Origin of the sequence: Novosphingobium percolationis, from assembly GCF_020179425.1 — a bacterium.
In the GTDB taxonomy this organism is placed as follows: Bacteria; Pseudomonadota; Alphaproteobacteria; order Sphingomonadales; family Sphingomonadaceae; genus Novosphingobium; species Novosphingobium percolationis.
The window spans coordinates 489,257-501,452 of sequence record NZ_JAILYM010000003.1 but is presented as its reverse complement, the minus strand read 5'-3'; the positions used below and the strand labels follow the sequence as shown (position 1 = coordinate 501,452).

15 protein-coding genes are annotated in these 12,196 nt (G+C 67.7%); 8 read left to right on the top strand and 7 right to left on the bottom strand.

The genetic code is table 11. The annotated features are described in order from the left end of the window. Positions 1 to 33: 33 nt before the first annotated feature. From K3A84_RS10915 to smpB, 3 genes are all read right to left on the bottom strand, one after another. Positions 34 to 2,394, bottom strand: coding sequence for a hybrid sensor histidine kinase/response regulator (locus tag K3A84_RS10915; RefSeq protein ID WP_449867090.1), 2,361 nt, complete (start codon positions 2,392 to 2,394; stop codon positions 34 to 36). A gap of 146 nt (positions 2,395 to 2,540) precedes the next feature. Next, positions 2,541 to 3,101, bottom strand: coding sequence for a DUF2062 domain-containing protein (locus tag K3A84_RS10910; RefSeq protein WP_404823141.1), 561 nt, complete (start codon positions 3,099 to 3,101; stop codon positions 2,541 to 2,543). A 111-nt stretch (positions 3,102 to 3,212) separates the two neighbouring features. After that, a complete protein-coding gene (gene smpB, locus K3A84_RS10905) occupies positions 3,213 to 3,695 on the bottom strand; it encodes an SsrA-binding protein SmpB (RefSeq protein WP_225009361.1) in 483 nt (160 codons plus the stop codon). Between the two features lie 143 nt (positions 3,696 to 3,838). On the opposite strand from smpB, the gene K3A84_RS10900 reads away from it, so the two are divergent. Then, the gene (locus K3A84_RS10900) at positions 3,839 to 4,621 is read left to right on the top strand and encodes a 3-hydroxybutyrate dehydrogenase (protein ID WP_225009360.1); all 783 of its coding nucleotides are present in this window, start codon (positions 3,839 to 3,841) and stop codon (positions 4,619 to 4,621) included. A 9-nt stretch (positions 4,622 to 4,630) separates the two neighbouring features. On the opposite strand, the gene K3A84_RS10895 is transcribed toward K3A84_RS10900, so the two are convergent. Further along, positions 4,631 to 5,341 (bottom strand): hypothetical protein, encoded by a 711-nt coding sequence (locus tag K3A84_RS10895; protein ID WP_225009359.1) that lies wholly within the window; start codon positions 5,339 to 5,341, stop codon positions 4,631 to 4,633. Between the two features lie 157 nt (positions 5,342 to 5,498). Beyond that, positions 5,499 to 6,380 carry a 4-hydroxy-tetrahydrodipicolinate synthase gene (gene dapA, locus K3A84_RS10890; RefSeq protein WP_225009358.1) on the bottom strand — a complete coding sequence of 294 codons (882 nt, stop codon included), beginning with the start codon at positions 6,378 to 6,380 and terminating at the stop codon, positions 5,499 to 5,501. A gap of 108 nt (positions 6,381 to 6,488) precedes the next feature. Here dapA and K3A84_RS10885 point away from each other — a divergent pair, with 108 nt between their 5' ends. Then, on the top strand, positions 6,489 to 8,510 hold the full coding sequence (locus K3A84_RS10885) for a lytic transglycosylase domain-containing protein (protein ID WP_225009357.1): 2,022 nt from the start codon (positions 6,489 to 6,491) through the stop codon (positions 8,508 to 8,510). A gap of 47 nt (positions 8,511 to 8,557) precedes the next feature. On the opposite strand, the gene K3A84_RS10880 is transcribed toward K3A84_RS10885, so the two are convergent. Continuing rightward, positions 8,558 to 8,761 carry a hypothetical protein gene (locus K3A84_RS10880; protein ID WP_225009356.1) on the bottom strand — a complete coding sequence of 68 codons (204 nt, stop codon included), beginning with the start codon at positions 8,759 to 8,761 and terminating at the stop codon, positions 8,558 to 8,560. Positions 8,762 to 8,871: 110 nt separating this feature from the next. Here K3A84_RS10880 and K3A84_RS10875 point away from each other — a divergent pair, with 110 nt between their 5' ends. From K3A84_RS10875 to K3A84_RS10850, 6 genes are all read left to right on the top strand, one after another. Further along, entirely contained in the window at positions 8,872 to 9,357 is a 486-nt protein-coding gene (locus tag K3A84_RS10875; protein ID WP_225009355.1) for a GreA/GreB family elongation factor, read from the top strand. 110 nt (positions 9,358 to 9,467) lie between these two features. Then, positions 9,468 to 9,812 (top strand): hypothetical protein, encoded by a 345-nt coding sequence (locus K3A84_RS10870; protein ID WP_225009354.1) that lies wholly within the window; start codon positions 9,468 to 9,470, stop codon positions 9,810 to 9,812. A 41-nt stretch (positions 9,813 to 9,853) separates the two neighbouring features. Further along, positions 9,854 to 10,483: a histidine phosphatase family protein gene (locus K3A84_RS10865; RefSeq protein WP_225009353.1), complete on the top strand. Its 630-nt coding sequence runs from the start codon at positions 9,854 to 9,856 to the stop codon at positions 10,481 to 10,483. Continuing rightward, positions 10,483 to 10,668, top strand: a complete 186-nt coding sequence (locus K3A84_RS10860; protein WP_225009352.1) for a DUF4169 family protein — start codon at positions 10,483 to 10,485, stop codon at positions 10,666 to 10,668. Before K3A84_RS10865 ends, K3A84_RS10860 begins: the two co-directional genes overlap by 1 nt. Beyond that, entirely contained in the window at positions 10,668 to 10,871 is a 204-nt protein-coding gene (locus K3A84_RS10855; protein WP_225009351.1) for a hypothetical protein, read from the top strand. The genes K3A84_RS10860 and K3A84_RS10855 overlap by 1 nt, the downstream gene beginning before the upstream one ends. Beyond that, on the top strand, positions 10,868 to 11,356 hold the full coding sequence (locus K3A84_RS10850; RefSeq protein WP_225009350.1) for a hypothetical protein: 489 nt from the start codon (positions 10,868 to 10,870) through the stop codon (positions 11,354 to 11,356). Before K3A84_RS10855 ends, K3A84_RS10850 begins: the two co-directional genes overlap by 4 nt. 57 nt (positions 11,357 to 11,413) lie before the next feature. Here K3A84_RS10850 and K3A84_RS10845 read toward each other — a convergent pair whose 3' ends face one another. Beyond that, the gene (locus tag K3A84_RS10845; protein ID WP_225009349.1) at positions 11,414 to 12,109 is read right to left on the bottom strand and encodes an outer membrane protein; all 696 of its coding nucleotides are present in this window, start codon (positions 12,107 to 12,109) and stop codon (positions 11,414 to 11,416) included. Positions 12,110 to 12,196 lie beyond the last annotated feature (87 nt).

Below are 12,196 nucleotides of genomic sequence, written 5' to 3'. Positions count from 1 at the left end.
AATATTTCACCATTGCGGTGCGAACAGCAATGATCAGCCGCCCCGCAATACGTCCTCAACTGCCGCCACGATTTGCGCGACGCTGAACGGCTTGGCCAGGAAATGCATGTTGGGGATGTCGATCTCGCGCCGCAACTGTTCCTCGGCATAACCCGACATGAACAATACGGGCAGGTCGCCGCGCAGCTTGCGGATCTCGCGCGCCATGGCGGGGCCATCCATGCTGGGCATGACCACGTCCGATACCACCAGATCGACATCGCCGCCGCCCGCGATGATCCGCTCGAGCGCTTCCAGCCCTTCCTCGCCATCGGCGGCGGGCGTCACTTCATAGCCCTGTCGCACCAACGCGCGTTCGGCCACGGCGCGCACGGTGTCTTCGTCCTCGACCAGAAGCACGCGCCCGCCGCCGCTCCATTCGGTGCGCCGCCCTTCGGCCTTGGGCCGGGCCGCTTCGGCCGCTTCGGCAGGGTCGGGCACGTGGACCGGCAGATAGATCGTGAAGCGCGTGCCCTTGCCCACGTCGCTTGTCGCAAAGACGAACCCGCCCGACTGCTTGACGATGCCGTAGACGGTCGACAGGCCAAGGCCCGTGCCCTTGCCCTTCTCCTTGGTGGTGAAGAACGGCTCGAAGATCTTGCCGATGAGGTCGGGCTTGATGCCATGGCCGGTATCTTCGACCACCAGCGCGGTATAGTCGCCGATCGGCAGGATCTCGCTCTTCATCGCGCGCACATCGTCGGCGGTTACGCGCCGGGTCATCAGGCGGAGCGTGCCTCCTCCCTTGAGGTCGGCCATCGCATCGCGCGCGTTGACGGCAAGGTTGAGCAGTACTTGTTCAAGCTGCACCGGGTCCGCACGCACGAATCCCAGGTCGCGGTCGTGGGTGACCTGGAGGCTGATCTTCTCGCCCAGCAGGCGCTTGAGCAGGGTGGAAACCTCAGCCACCACGTCCGGCAGTTGCAGCACTTCGGGGCGCAGCGTCTGCTGGCGCGAGAAGGCCAGCAGCTGCCGAGTCAGCGACGCGGCTCGGTTCGAATTTGCCTTGATCTGCTGGATATCGTCGTAATCGCTGTCGCCCGGCGTGTGGCGCATCAGGATGAGGTCGCAATAGCCGATGATCGCGGTCAGCACGTTGTTGAAATCGTGCGCCACGCCACCGGCCAGTTGGCCCACCGCCTGCATCTTCGTGGCTTGCGCGATCTCGCGCTTGAGGCGCGTCTCCTCGGTCGAATCCTTGAGGCTGAGCAGCACCGCGCCATCGCCCATGCCGCGCACCGCCGCCATGTTGAGCGAAACCGGCTCCTGCGGCGCTGCGCGCAGCCGCACCGCCACGTCGCCCGATGTCGGGGTGCCCTGCGCATAGCGGCGCACCGCATCGGCCAGCGCACCCTTGTCCTCGCGGATCACCAGGTCGGAAGGATAGGGCGGCGGGACATTGGGATCATCGTGGCCTGCCGCGCGCAGGAATGCGCGGTTGGCAAACAGGAACCGCCCGTCGCGGTCGGTCATGGCAAGGCCCAGCGGCAAACGGGCCAGCAGCGCCTCGACCTGCGGCAGGCCCGCGCGCGGATCGCCGATCCCGCCCTGGTCGTCGAGCAGCAGAAAAAACGAAGGGACGCTCGCCGGATCGACATCGCCCGGCACGTCGGGATCGGCCACCGGCACGTGGACAAACCGCACTGGCGCCCCTTTGGCCCCTTCGCTGGCGTAGAAGATGCGTTCGTGCTCGTCTGAGCAGAACCAAGACACGAAGTCGGTGCCGACGAGATCCGCCGTCTCGCGGCCCGCCGCCCGCGCGGCGAAGGCTGCGTTGGCAGCCAGCACTTGTCCGTCGGGCGCGACCAGCGCGCACTGCACGCCCTCACGCGTCAACGCGCGACCGAGCTTGCCCCCCACTTCCGCCGCCATTTCGGCCACGAGATCATCGTCCGCCATCGGAACGAAGCGCCAGATCAGGTAGTTTTCGCCCCGGCCCGCGCGCCGCACCTCCAGCACCAGCGTGCCTGGCGCCGCGCGAAGGTTGTCGGTGCGCGCACGTCCGTCACGCCAGGCGGCGCGTGCTGCCATCTCGATCTGGGCCAGCGCCTCGGGATCGAGCGGAAGATGCGGCGGCGTCGCCGATGCCCCGAACCATTCGGCAAAGCGCGTGCTGGCGCAGACCAGCCGCCCGGCGCGATCAGTGATCGCCACGGCCTCATCCTCGCGCTCGATCGCGGCGAAGGTCACCGACCAGTCGGGCACGGCGAGTTCTGGCGCCTCGGGCTCAGGCCGCAGGCGCAGCAGCAGGGCCACCAGTGCGCCCAGCAACGCAAGCCCGCCCAGATAGACGAGCGCAACGATCGGTTCACCCGAGAGCCAACCGACCAGCCCCGCGCTCCCCGACAGGCCCAGCACCAATGCAAGCACTTCCTTCAGCGGGATGCGGGTGCGGGCATCGGCGGCGGAAAGGTCGACTCCTGGCAGGCCGACAAAGGCCGCATCTTCATCGCGGTGCGCCAGGCTCGGCTTTGCCGGGGCCGGACTCACTTGGGCCAAACTCACTCGGGAAAATCCCGCGCAGCCATGCGCAGCAAGCGCGTGCGCCGCTTGCGCGCGGTCCACCAGCGCCAGCCGACCGCCGACACGACATAGCCGAGCACTGCCGAAGCCAGCGAGATCACGCCCAGCCCCAGCACCAGCGACGGCGCCGCGTCCGAGCCCAGCCAGCCGAGCCATTCGCCCACCCCGGCGCCCTTCGACACCAGCGTCGTCACGGTGGAAAGGTCGGCGTGGAAGCCGAACTTGTTGCCCACCCAGATCGCGCCGGGCAGGAACACGAACAGCGTGGTCGGCGGAATCGAGATGAACGTCATCAGCGCAGCCATCGGGATGTTGCCGCGAAACGGCAGGCACATCACCGCCGCGCCCACGATCTGGATGCCCGGAATCATCGCGAAGATACCGATGAACAGCCCGACTGCCACCCCGCGCGGCACCGAACGGCGTGTGAAGCGCCACAACTCGTGCCGCGCGGCAAGCGGGGCCGAGAAGCGGTTGCGCTCCATCTGTTCGCGGGTGGGCATGTTCGCCCTGGCCCAGTTGGCGATTCTCGTCTGCATCGTGTCCCGGACACTTACCCCAGATGCGGTCGTCCCGCCACGGGACGATTGCGCCACCCTAGAGATAAGCGCCTTTCCCGCAGGTGAAGAACCGCACAGCCGACATCGCGATCACCCGTGCTCGCGCATAATTCTGGCCTTGTCGCGCTGCCAGTCGCGTTCCTTCATCGTCGAGCGCTTGTCGGCGGCGTTCTTGCCCTTGGCCAGCGCCAGTTCGACCTTGGCCCGGCCCCGACCGTTGAAATAGATCGACAAGGGCACCAGCGTCATGCCCTTGCGCTCGACCGCGCCGTGGAACTTGGCGATCTCGCGCTCCTTGAGCAGCAGCTTGCGCGGGCGCTTGGGCTCGTGGTTGAAGCGGTTGCCGTGGCTGAACTCTGGCACGTTGGAATTGATCAGCCAGACTTCCCCGCCCTTCACCTCGGCATAGGATTCCGCGATCGAGCCTTCGCCGAAGCGCAGGGACTTCACCTCGGTGCCGGTCAGGCAGATGCCCGCCTCGTACACGTCCTCGATGTAGTAATCGAATCGTGCGCGACGGTTTTCGGCGACGATCTTCTTCTTGTCGAAGGCGGTGTGGGTGGGACGGGCCATGGTCGCCGCCATGTAGGGGCTGGGGGTGCAAAAGAAAAGCGGCGGGGACGAAGGTTGTTCAATCCCCTTCGCGGCGGCTATCCCTGCTGCAACGCACAAGAGTCGAATCCGATTCGACTTCCCTGCAACCGGAGCCTGCCCGCATGAAACTCGACACCAAGGTCTGCCTCGTCACCGGCGCCGCCAGCGGCATCGGCCTCGCCATCGCGAAGCGCTATGCGCAGGCGGGCGCGCGCGTCGCGATCGCCGATCTCAAGCTTGAAGCCGCGCAGGCCGCCGCCGATGCCATCAACGCCGATCATCCCGACGTCGCACTGGCCGTCGCCATGGACGTCAGCAGCGAGGAACAGGTCGAAGCGGGCGTCGCCACCGTGGTGGCGAAGTGGGGCGCGGTCGACGTGCTCGTCTCGAACGCGGGCATCCAGATCGTCAACCCGGTCGAACAGTTTGCCTTTGCCGACTGGAAGCGGATGCTGGCGATCCACCTCGACGGCGCGTTCCTCACCAGCAAGGCCGTGCTGCCGCACATGTACGCGCAAGGGTCGGGCTCGATCATCCTGATGGGCTCGGTCCATTCCAAGGAAGCGAGCCCGCTCAAGAGCGCCTATGTCACCGCCAAGCACGGCTTGATGGGCCTGTCGCGCGTGATCGCCAAGGAAGGCGGGCCCAAGGGCGTGCGCTCGAACGTGATCTGCCCCGGCTTCGTGCGCACCCCGCTGGTCGACAAGCAGATCCCCGAGCAGGCGAAGGAATTGGGCATTTCCGAAGAGGAGGTCGTGCGCAAGGTCATGCTCGGCCAGACCGTCGACGGCGAATTCACCACGGTCGAGGACATCGCCGAACTCGCGCTGTTCTTCGCCGCCTTCCCGTCCAATGCGTTGACCGGCCAGTCGCTCACCGCCAGCCACGGCTGGTCGATGACCTGACCGGGCACCTCAGTCGGCAAAGCCCCCGTTCGCCCAGTCGAGGTGCGTCTGTTCCAGCGGGGGCGCGCGATCGACCTGCAACTGATAGCGCCCCTGCCCGTCGGGTCCCGCGCGCGAAATCGCGTGGCTGAACGCCGTCTGGCGCACGCTGCGGTCCTGCGTCAGCTGATAGGTGGCCACGCCGATCACGGCGGGCCGCCACTTGGGATGGCGCGGCGCGGCAGCCAGATCTGCCCCCGACAGCTTCAGCTCGATCACCCGGTCGTGCGTGTCCTGCGGCAGCAGCATGCGCCCGCGCAATTCATTGGGGCGCCGAAGCTGGGCGGCAAAAGCGCGCAAGGCAAGCGGCGCAGCGGCGGCATCGACAACCAGCGTGGCGCTGGCATGGACCGCGATCGCGGGCGAAGCGCCGATGTTCTTCATGCACACCATGACGCGCAGCGAAGCGCCGCCATCGGCATCGAGGACGAGCGGCCCTGCCAGCCGTACATCGACATGGAGCCAGGCGCGCTCGCTGGAAATCATCGCCTCGCGCGCAAGGTCGGCGCTGCGCCGCGATTGGTGCGCGGCATCGCTGGCAAAGCGGGCCGCCGCAACCGCCGTCAGCAGCGTGGCAAAGCCGGTCACGCCGGAAAGCGCGAAGGCATATGTCTGCAGCCGCATCATCACGACCTGCGCCGCGTTGGCATCGTCGGGAAGCGGCACGCCAAGCGGAGTCATCGCCAGGAAGGCAACGCCCAGGACCAGGCAAAGCCCGACTCCGATCAGCAATTGTCGGGACCGTCCGCCGTTCATCGCCGCGCCCCCCTTGCGCACCGCGTTGCGTCTGTAATCGCCGTCACCGGAGGGTCCCCTCTCCGGCGACGGTTATGTCGGGTCAGATCAGTCCGGCATGCTCCAGCGCCGCATCGACCGCCTTGCGCGCGGCATCGTTGCACGGCACCATCGGCAGGCGCAGGTCTTCGGTCAGCCAGTCGTGCACGCGGGTAAGGGCGTACTTGACCGGCCCCGGCGAAGCGTCCTCGAACATCGCGTAGTGCAGCGGATAGAGCTTGTCGTTCAGTTCGCGCGCGCGGACCAGGTCGTTGTCGGCGCAGGCCTGCTGGAACTCGGCGCACAGCTTGGGCGCAACGTTCGCCGTCACCGAAATGCAGCCCACCGCGCCCGCCGCATTGGCAGGCAGCGCCAGTTCGTCGTCGCCCGAAAGCTGGCAGAAATGCTTGCCGATGCCCATCCGGTGATCGGTCACGCGCGAAAGGTCGCCGCTCGCGTCCTTGATGCCGATGATCCGGTCGGGATGGCGCTTGGCCAGCTCGCACACCGTTTCGGGCAGGATGTCGGTCACCGTGCGGCCCGGCACGTTATACAGCACGATCGGCAGGTCGATGTGCTCGGCCAGATAGCTGAAGTGCGCGATGATCCCGGCCTGGCTTGGCCGGTTGTAATAGGGCGCGACACACAGCGCGGCCTGCGCGCCGCACTTCTTCGAAAAGGTCATGTGCAGCAGCGCGTTCATCGTGTCGTTGCTGCCACAGCCCGCGATCACCGGCACGCGGCCGGCCGCCTGCTCGACGCAGACTTCGATCACGCGGTGATGTTCGGCATTCGACAGCGTCGAGGCCTCGCCCGTCGTGCCGCAGGGCACCAGCGCGGAGGAACCGTTCTCGATCTGCCAGTCGACCAGTCGGCGGAAAGCCTTCTCGTCGAACGCTCCGTCGCGAAAAGGAGTCACCAGGGCCGGAATGGAGCCGGAAAACATGGACTTTCACCTTCAAGTTGCCGCATGATCGGACCAGCGGCGCTTTTTCCGCGCCAAGCCGCCAACGGGGTCTCGTATTCAGCGCCTGATAAGGACGCGTGCCATAGGATGTCCAGCGTGGACGTGAAAGCTGCCTTGCGAAAACTGCTGCTCGGAGCCGCCGTGTTGCCGGGCCTTGCCGTTTCCGTCGCCTGTCACGCCAACGATGGCGACAGCGATGTAGATGCCAGCGCCTGGGATCGCGCCCGCGCGCAGCTTGTCGCGCAAGCGCAGGGTCCGATGGCGCAGGCCATCGACCGCTGGAAGCTGCTGACCAGTTCCAATCGCTTCTCGTTCAATGACTACGCGGGCTTTGTGCTCGCCAATCCGCGCTTTCCCGAAGAAGAACGCCTCCGCCGCTACGCCGAAGGCGCGCTGGAACGCGACTTTGCCGATGCCTCCACGCTCGTCGCCTTTTTCGACCGCCAGCCGCCGCTGACCAACCCCGGCCGCGCGCAATATGCGCTGGCGCTCAAGGCGCTGGGTCGCCCGCAGGCCGCGCAAGTTGCCCGTGCGGCCTGGCGCGGCGGCGCGATGAGCGACATGGCCGAAGCCTCGCTGCTCGCCAGCTACGGCACCAGCTTCTCGCAGGACGATCACGACGCGCGGATGGATGCCCTGCTCTGGGCGGGCGCCGCCGCCCAGGCCCAGCGACAGTTGCCGTGGGTCTCGCCCGCGCGGCGCGGCATCGATGCCGCACGCCTCGCTGCGCTGCAGGGGCTTGATCCTTATGCTGTTGCTGCGGGGGTTCCGGCGCAGGTGCTCAATGCCGATCCCGGCTTCATTTTCCAGCGCGCGCGCCAGTTGCGGAAAAGTGGGCAAGGATCCGCCGCGCAGGCCCTCCTCGCCAACCGCCCGCTGCTGTCGCGCAAGCCGCTCGATCGCGAAAAGTGGGTCGAGGAACTGCTGCTCGATGCACGCGGCGCCGCCACTTCGGGCGACGCCCGTTCCGCTGCGCGCATCGCCGCTGGCATCGACGATGCCTTCGATGCGGGTGAGGATGTCAGCCAGCTGGCCTATGGCCTGCGCGACGACTACACCTCGCTGATGTGGCTGGGCGCGACGCAGGCGCTGTGGAACATGGGCGATGGGGTTCAGGCCGCGCCGCTGTTCTACCGCTATGGCGCCGCCGCGCGAACGCCGGGCACGCGGTCCAAGGGCTTCTACTGGGCCGGGCGCGCCATGGCCCAATCGGGCCGCACGGCAGATGCCAACCGCTACTTCGAACTCGCCGCGCAATATGCTGACCAGTTCTACGGGCTGCTCGCGCTCGAACGCCTGGGCCGGCCGGTGCCGCGCTTCGCGACGGACTCCACCGCGCAGCCCACGCAGGCCGAGCGCATGGCCTTCACCTCGGCCCCCCTCACGCAGGCCGTGCGCGAAGTCGCCCGCGAAGCCGACTGGCGCACCAGCGTCCGCTTCTTCAAGGAAATCGCCGAGCAGCAGCAGACCGAAGGCCAGCACATGCTCGTCGCCGAACTCGCGCGCAGTCTCGGTCGCCGCGATCTCGGCGTGATCGTCGGGCAGGCCGCGGGCGCGCGCGGCTACCTCGATTTCCAGCATATCGCCTTCCCGCTGATTTCGGTGCCGACGGGCTATGAAAGCGGCTGGACCGGCATTCACGCGATCTCGCGTCAGGAGAGCCAGTTCGCGCAGAATGCCTTGAGCCATGCCGGCGCGCGCGGGCTGATGCAGTTGATGCCCGGCACCGCCAACGAACAGGCGGGCAAGCTCGGCCTCGCTTTCGACAACACGCTGCTGACGCAGGACCCGAACTACAACCTGCAATTGGGCAGCGCCTATTTCCAGCGGATGCTCAACTACTTCGGCGGCTCATGGCCGCTGGCCGTCGCCGCCTACAATGCAGGCGCGGGCAATGTGAACAAGTGGCTGCGCGCCAATGGCGATCCGCGCACCGGCTCGATCGCGTGGGTCGACTGGATCGAGCGCATTCCGCTGTCGGAAACGCGCAACTACGTCCAGCGCGTGCTGGAAAACGCGGTAGTCTATGAAGCGATGAACCCGGACCGCGCCAGCTATCGCGGTCCCAATCCGCTCAGTCATTTCCTCGGGAAGAACCAGCCGGGCTGACACTTGCCGACGGCCCCCTCCCGCAGCAGGGAGGGGTGAAGCGTCGATTATTCCGGCAGCATGTCCTGCAGGCGCGTCAGCAGCTTCTGGATGTTGAGCGCGGCATCCTTGAACATCTCGACATCGCCGCCATCGCCCGACCCACGCGCTTCCTTGGCCGCTTCGACATAGCCTTCGAGATCGGCCTCGAGGGCGTCGACCAGCATCTCCAGCTCATCGGCGGTCACGGTCAGGGTAAAGGTATCGGCCATGGGAATCACTTTCGGGAGGGAATGATGCGCGGCCCCTAATCGCGGGGCATCCACAGCGCAACCGCGCCCACCGGCTTTCGCAGGCGACCGGCCCGGCTTATGGCTGGCCCATGAAACCCGATGGCAACCCGATTACCCCGCACGGCCTAGCCGCGCTGCGCGCGCGCTACGACCACCTGCTCGGCACCGAGCGCCCCGCCATCGTCGAGATCGTCAGCTGGGCGGCGGGCAACGGCGACCGCAGCGAGAACGGCGACTACCTCTACGGGCGCAAGCGGATGCGCGAGATCGACCGCGAACTCGCGCACCTCGCCCGCCGCATGAAGGCCGCGCGCGTGGTCGATCCGGCCCGCCAGGAAGACCGCACCCGCGTGCTGTTCGGCGCGACGGTCGAGATTGCCGACGAGGACGACAACCGCCGCACGCTCACCCTGGTGGGTGACGACGAACAGGACGCCACCGCAGGCCGCATCGGCTGGAGCGCGCCCATCGCCCGCGCCCTGCGCGGCGCCCGCGTCGGCGACCTGCGCGTGGTCCGCCTGCCCGGCGGCGAGAAGGAATGGGAGATCGTGGGCGTCACCTATCCCTCGGCCTGAGCCGAAGCGGGCCGCGGCCGCGACGAGCCGTAACGGTTCGCCGCAGTCCGTCTTGCTACGATCCATCCGCTTGATATCCGGAAGGAAATCACGACGGGATGGATAAGAACATGAGGGTCCGACTTCTGGGGTGCGCCGTGCTGGCGGCGATGATGGTGCCTGCCGTGGCCCATGCCGACAATCCGCTCGATCCCGCCATGCGCAGCAAGGCCGCGCGCGAGCGGGATCGCGCAATCATCCGCAAGCTCAACCTCGACGAAGCCGCGCGAGTGAAGGAACGCGACGCCCGCTATGCCGAAGGCTGGCGCGCCTATCGCGAAGGGCGCGGCGAGGACGCAGGACGCGACGATCGCGAAGACTACGCACGCCGCCGCGCACAGTACGAACGCGATATGGCCGACTGGCGCCGCGCCGTCGCAGCCTGCCGCGCGGGTGACTGGTCCGCTTGCGACTGAGCCATGGCGCTCGTCGTTGGGGCGCGCTATCACCCGCGCCCATGACGACGTCCCGCTTCTTCATCATGCGCCACGGCGAAACGGTCTACAACGCCGCGCGCCGCCTGCAATCGAACCACATCCACACCCCGCTCACGCGCCTCGGCTGCGAGCAGGCGACCGCGATGGGCAAGGCCTTGCGCGCGGAACTGGGCGAGCGCCCGCCGGTCGTGCTCCACGTCTCCGAAACCGGCCGCGCGCTCCAGACCGCCGCTTTGGTGGCCGAGGAACTGGGCATCGACTGGTTCGAGGCCAGCCGCACCCACGATCTGAAGGAGATCGACATGGGCTCGTGGTGCGAACGTTCCTACGACGATGTCGAGGCCGAGCACGGCCCCATCGTCATCGAGGACCACCTGCTGCGCCCCGCCCCGGATGGTGAGGACTACCCGGCCATCGCCGCGCGCCTGCAAAGCTGGATCGAACGCACCGGCGATGATGGCCGCGACCACGTGGTCGTCATGCACGGCATCTCCAGCCGCGTGCTGCGCGGGATCATGGCGGGCTACCCCGTCCACGCCCACCACGGCGTGCCGATCGCGCCCTCGCTGCTGCAAGGCTCGATCGCGCTGGTGGAAAACGGCGCCGAAACCGTGCTGTTCGGCTCCGAGCGCGGCACCGAGCACGCTTGATGGGCGAAGTCGTCAACCTGCGCCTCGCCCGCAAGGCCAAGGCTCGCGCTGGCGACAAGGCGCAGGCTGCCGCCAACCGCGCTAAGTTCGGCCGCACCGCCGGCGAACGGACGCTCGAAGAAGCAGAGCGCGCCCGCGCCGCCCGCCTGCTCGACGGCGCCCGCCGCGACGAGCCGCAAGGCTGATGCGCACCACTTATTCCGATGCCACCGTCCGCCTCTACCACCTCGGCGACGGCCCCGAGGGCGGCTCGGCGGAAACGCTGTTCTATGGCCCGCTGGCCAAGGCCATGGAAATCGCCGCCGCCCAGCCCGAGGCCATTCAGGACGGCCTCTACCTCGCCACCGACAACGACGTCGTCGCCTATCTCGACCTGATCGAAGGATGAAGCGTGCGCTCGCCGCCGTCCTGCTGATGTTCGTCGCGCCTGCCGCTCACGCGCGCGATGCGCTGGGCGTGTGGGGCGATTGGGCCGCCTTCCGCGATCCCGGCGTGCCGCGCTGCTACGCCATCGCGCTCGCCCGCCCTGCTCCGGGCCGCGTGCGCGAGTTCGAACCCTATTTCACCGTCGCCACCTGGCCCACGCGCGACGTGCGCGGGCAGATCCATATCCGCCTGCCCCGCCGCGCCCCGCCCGATGCACGCGTCACGCTCTCGCTCGGCGGGCAGGCCTTTCCGCTCGTCGCAGGCGGCGCCAGCGCTTGGGCCGTGGACCGCCGCGCCGACGCCGCAATCGTCGCTGCCATGCGCTCGGCCAGCGACCTGACCGTCAGCTTGCGCGACACCGGCGGCAGGGTAACGCGCGAAGTCTGGCGCCTTGCCGGGCTGCCCTCCGCGCTCGACGCAGCCGCGCTCGCCTGCGCAGCGCGCTGAAACGCGAAACGGGCCGAGGTTTCCCCCGGCCCGCCGCTCGTTCACGAAAGGTCCGCGTCAGAAGCGCACGCCCACGCTCGCCACAACCTGGTGGCGGTCGGTGTCGAGCTTGAAGCGGCTGCTGTCGGGCGTATCGCCGTTGAAGTCGAATTCGCCCTTGTTGTAGTTCGAATAGCGGTACTCGATGCGGCCGAAGCCGTGGTTGCCCACCTTCTGTTCGATGCCCGCACCCGCGCGCCAGCCATCGGTGTCGAGCCGCTGGTTGGCCGAGAAGCCGCCGCCATTGCCTTCCAGCGCGAAGCGCGCGTTGGTGTAGCCGCCCTTCACGTAGAGCAGCGTCTTGGGCGACATGGCAAAGCCCAGGCGCGCGCCCGCATACAAGTCGCGCTCGGCCTTCACGCGGCCGAGGTTGAAGGTGTTGGGCACGCCGTTGTTGTTGTCCCAGCGGGCCGAGCTGGTGGTTGCCTCGGCCTCTGCACCCAGCGTCAGGCGGTCGCCCAGCGGCACGTCGAAGCCCACGCCGCCGCCGAACACGATGCCGTTGAGCGACTGCTTGATATCGGCATTGGTGTCGATGTCCTTGGTGCTGCCCGAACGCAGGTGATCCCAGCCGATCACGGTGTTGACGCTCAGGCCGCTGAAGTTCTTGGCAGGCGAGACAGTCTCGTCCGTGGTCGTGGCATCCTGCGCAAAGGCGGGGGCGGCGATGGCGATGGCGGAAGCCGCGGCAAGCGCGACGATGATCTTCTTCATGATGGAATCTCCGTTTTCATTTCGTCTGCCGACGACCGGAAGGTGGCGACCCGATCGGCAGTCCCCTCCCGAATGCCTTCGCGAGCG